Source organism: Endozoicomonas sp. ONNA1 (genome assembly GCF_024606325.1).
In the GTDB taxonomy this organism is placed as follows: Bacteria; Pseudomonadota; Gammaproteobacteria; order Pseudomonadales; family Endozoicomonadaceae; genus Endozoicomonas_A.
Genome location: NZ_JAHHPN010000445.1, coordinates 1 through 4459, shown reverse-complemented (window position 1 = coordinate 4459; position 4459 = coordinate 1). Strand labels below are relative to the sequence as shown.

Here is a 4459-nt window from a genome sequence, read left to right as displayed (position 1 = left end):
CAGTTGCTAATTTCCATTTTTTCATTCTGTATTTTCAGCTGCGGCATTGGAAAACGGTAGATTCGTACACTCTTACCCGGCACCTCAACTTCAAGCCACTCCCCTCTGACACTAAAGAACATCTCGTTGATGTTCTGCATCAACACCGCGATATAACTCAGAGCCAGTTGTTCTCCTGACGGAATAAGTCCCGAGACAGGTATCATAACGTTGTTGTCGTCGGTTGTTCGCATCCCGGACAGAAAGTGATCGGGAATATCGTTATACCAAGGCAGAAGGCTATGAGTTTTGAGTAGTGCTTCAAGCAGTATTTGGATGCCTTCTTTGGTGATTTCGTGGTTTTTTAGCCCAAGGCAGGCCTCAAGCAGCTGCTTAAACCACTGAGAGGAATGCTCTTTGCTGAGTTTATGCAGGGCGCTGAACGATGGAAACAGGTCGAATACTGCCCGGGCATGACTGGCGTCCAGAAAACGCAACTGGTCATCATTTGTTAAGGGTTGCAGGATTTCCCAGTAGAGCCTTTTCATATAGTCGAGTTTCAGCACCTCCGATAATTGTTGCAACCGGGCTGATTGCTGTTCCCATAGACTCTTATCCGGCAATGACTTCAGCCGCTTGACGAAATAGACAAAACGGCCCCTGTATTCATTGGCAGAAAACAGAACCACTGCCTTATTTAACACGTGCAAAGGCACGGCTCTAGCCGAATGACGCCGCAAAAAAAACCGGTCCTTTGCATTGGACTGAAGGTAGAGTTCGACACCTTTTCCTCCATAAAAAGACAGCAGCTTTATCAATGATTCCAGCATTAGAACGGTTTTGCTGTTTTCACGGAATTGATGAAATTGTTTTAAAGCCGTCCACTTTAGTGACCACTCTGGCTTAGAGGTGGAAAGATAAAGAGCGACGGTTTTTATCTGGAGATTGTAATTGTTGTCCTCTTCATTATCTGAGTTGCTGTTTTCTTCAGTGAATTCTGTAGACAGCCACTCTTTCAGTTCCGTTTCCCGTCGTTGCAGCACATCGGCAGCAGGTAGCCCTTCTGATTTCCAGAGTCTGGTCATAACTTGCAGGAGCTGGTGATTGGGTGCACCCCCGCAACTTGTCCAGTCCAGCACATCTTTAACTTCTTTGTGTTTGAGCACGCCTATTGTGGTGTACATGGACGAGAAGGCGCGAAACCGCTCCACACTGAACTCGCCATCACTGTCTTTCCATTCCGACCAGCCCAATACCTCTTTCACTTTTTTATGTTTGGGTACGCCCAGGCCATTGTTCATGGATGAGAAGGGACGGAACCGCTCTATATCGAATTGGCCGTCCTTGTCTCGCCATTCCGGCCAACCCAGCACCTCTTTCACGTCCTCACGTTTGAGTATGCCTTTGCTATGATTCATGGACGAGAATGCCCGTAAAAGCCCCATACTGAACTCGCCATCCTTGTTTTTCCATTCCGGCCAGCCCAGCACGTCTTGCACTTCCTCATGGTTGAGGATGCCCAGGCCATTATTCATGGACGAGAAGGCGCGGAACAGCTCAATACTAAACTCGCCATCACTGTCTTTCCATTCCGGCCAGCCCAGTACCTCTTTCACGTCCTCGTGTTTGGGCATTCCTTTACTATGATTAATCGAAGAGAAAGCGCGGAACAGATCAAAACTGAACACGCCATTCTTGTCTTTCCATTCCGGCCAGCCCAGTACCTCTTTCACTTCCTTGTGGTTGAGCATCCCACGGCTATGATACATTGACGAAAAGGAGCGGAGCAGCTCAATACTGAATTCGCCATCCTTGTTTTTCCATTCCGGCCAGCCCAGCACCTCTTTCACTTTCTCATGGCTGAGGATGCCCTGGCCGTTATTCATGGACGAGAAAGAGCGGAATAGCTCCGCACTGAACTCGCCATCTTTGCCTTTCCATTCCGGCCAGCTCAGCACCTCTTTCACTTTCTCATGTTTGAGCATGCCTTTGCCACGATTCATGGACGAGAAGGCGCGGAGTAGCTCCATATTGAACTCACCATCCCTGTCTTTCCATTCCGGCCAGCCCACCACTTCTTTCAGTTCCTCATGTTTGAGCATGCCTTTGCCATGATTCATGGACGAGAAGGAGCGGAACAATTTCACACTGAACTCACCGTCCTTGTTTTTCCATTCCGGCCAGCTCAGCATCTCTTTCACCTCCTCATGTTTGGGTAAGCCGTTTCTGTTGTACATGGACGAGATAGAGCGAAACAGCTCCATACTGAACTTGCCATCCTTATCTTTCCATTCCGGCCAGTCCAGCATTGCTTTTACTTCCTCATGTTTAGGGACACCTTTGCCATTATTCATTGACGAAAAGGAAGTCAATAAATCCAAACTTGCTAAATATGCAAGTTCATCCTGGTTACGTTCGGCAAAATCACGGATATGTTTTTTTTTATTCTTTAGCATGCCGGTCAGCATACCGGTATTTTTGAAGGTTTCAGGAAGGTGCCAAAAAAAAACGATCGCATTATCGAAGAAGTCATTAAATAACTTTCTCTCTACATAGCCAAGCAGTTTATAAAAAGAGTGCTTTACGGTGATGTTTTTTTTCTTGAATACCGCCATCAGGGTTTGAGCTTTTTCCAGCTCTTCCTCGCTTAATTCGTATTGGATATTTTCTTTTACACTTTCCAATGGGTCGTCGGGGACTTGAGTGTCTATTGGTTTCCTTTTTTTGGCCGGTGGTTTCTCCGAAGCAACTGCTTTCGAATTAATTCTCTTTCTAACCGAGCCTTTCTTTTTTTTCTGAGCAGGTTCTGATGCATCCGGCTCTGTTTCTTCCCGGGTTCGTCTTGCTCTTTTTTTACCCTGAGTGCCTTGCAGGCACTTGTTGCATAAAAACACTGAAGCTGTTGTCTCATTGGCTATAAGCTTTAATTCTTGTTGATTCAGTGCTTTGTTACACTTGGGGCAAATGACAACCGGATTTCCTGTATCCTGCTCAGCCGGGGGTTTCAGTGGGTCACCACCTCCTCGATCACTGCCGTCTGCTGAGCCGGTTGCCTGATTGTGGGTAGCAGCCCCATGCGTCTGGCCGGATTGGCCAGCCTGTTTTGTTGGCGCGGTCGTTGATGCTTTGGTACTTCTGCAGGGTTGGTTATTTTTACTCCTACCCGCCTGTCGGCCAGAGTTTTTGCCAGCAGCGATCTCACGGTAAACACTGAGTTCCTGACTATTCTCTGCCAACCATGCCTGAACCAGTCCCGGATGCATCATAGCAGGATCCGACCTTTCCAGATCCAGAAGATCCCCTTCAATCACCATGATCCGGTCTGACAAAATCCGGGCCAGTGTTGCTTGTCTCGTAATAAAAGCACATCGTCGTTTGAATCGTAACATTCGAAGCAGTTGCCTTTTTTGTTGCAGGCATTTTTGAATAAGGGAAAGAACAGGGGTAAGTTCAGGCTGGGGCTCTGGGTTGGGTTTCCAGTGGTTTCCGTCAGGTGTCTTATCGTCATTGCCTCCCCCGGCAGCTCCCATGACGATTAGCGCATTGGAAGAGTGCTCCAAGACTTCAGGGGATATCGCCATAAGGTCAGCGCGTTTTGTTTGCTTCATTGACCGAATGGGTAGCGCAGGCAATTCGAGAGACGCGGGAGGACTGTTATTCGGCAGCAGCTCTGGCAAAGGGAGGGCGAATCGCATAAACCCTGCCAAATGGGGGTAAGGCCGTTCGGGTTCAGTCAACATATTCGCATATAAGAAATGTGTTGGTAGCGGACTTGAGCCGACTAATTCCAATGCGGGTAGCGACTCCCCATATATTATGGTCACTAACAGAAGCAGTGATCGGGCTATTGAACAGATAGTTTTGTTTTTTTGTGAGCGTCTTGTAGACTCAGGCTTAAAAAAAATACACATCCACGAACCCATTCGCTATTGGAAATAATTCGTTATTTTCACGCCACCCGACATAAGGCTCAGGCTCTTGACTTGACCTCTGCCATTTGCACCGGAATGTATAGCGCCCTACTGACCCATTAAAAAATACCCCCACATCTATCAAGTAACTCTAGTTCCTGACAACCCTGATAAACATCAGGATTCACCTCTGATAATAAAGGGTCTCGCCTTCCTAATTGCTTTATTTCACTGCATGCCCGTTGCCTCCATTCTGCCATTGTGTGGTCAGCGATATCGATTTTGGCTTTTTTAAGGATGGTCACTATGTGCATAAGCTCCATTTCATCCCAATAGTCGTCCAGTAATGTCAGTATTTCGATGCTAAAAACTTCTGTCTGGTTGAGCTTTAACCATAAACGTCCAAACGCCTGCTTTTCTCTTTTGTTGTCTGGCGGCTTCATGCTTTGTGGTTCCGGTTCACCCTGACAGGCTTCAGGATCCCTGGATTGAATGTTGTCCAGGTATTGGGTCAGTGATTCTTTAATCTCATCGGAGCATTCTGTACCGGATGCTTCGATTCTTTCTCT

At 47.2% G+C, this 4459-nt stretch carries 2 protein-coding genes; both read right to left on the bottom strand.

The window, feature by feature from the left end; all coding sequences use genetic code 11:
- Nucleotides 1–3674 (bottom strand): hypothetical protein (locus KDK19_RS10250; protein ID WP_257291876.1); only part of this gene is annotated, 3674 nt, incomplete at its 3' end.
- Nucleotides 3675–4009: 335 nt separating this feature from the next.
- A partial coding sequence (locus KDK19_RS10245) for a hypothetical protein (protein ID WP_257291875.1) occupies nucleotides 4010–4459 on the bottom strand: 450 nt, incomplete at its 5' end.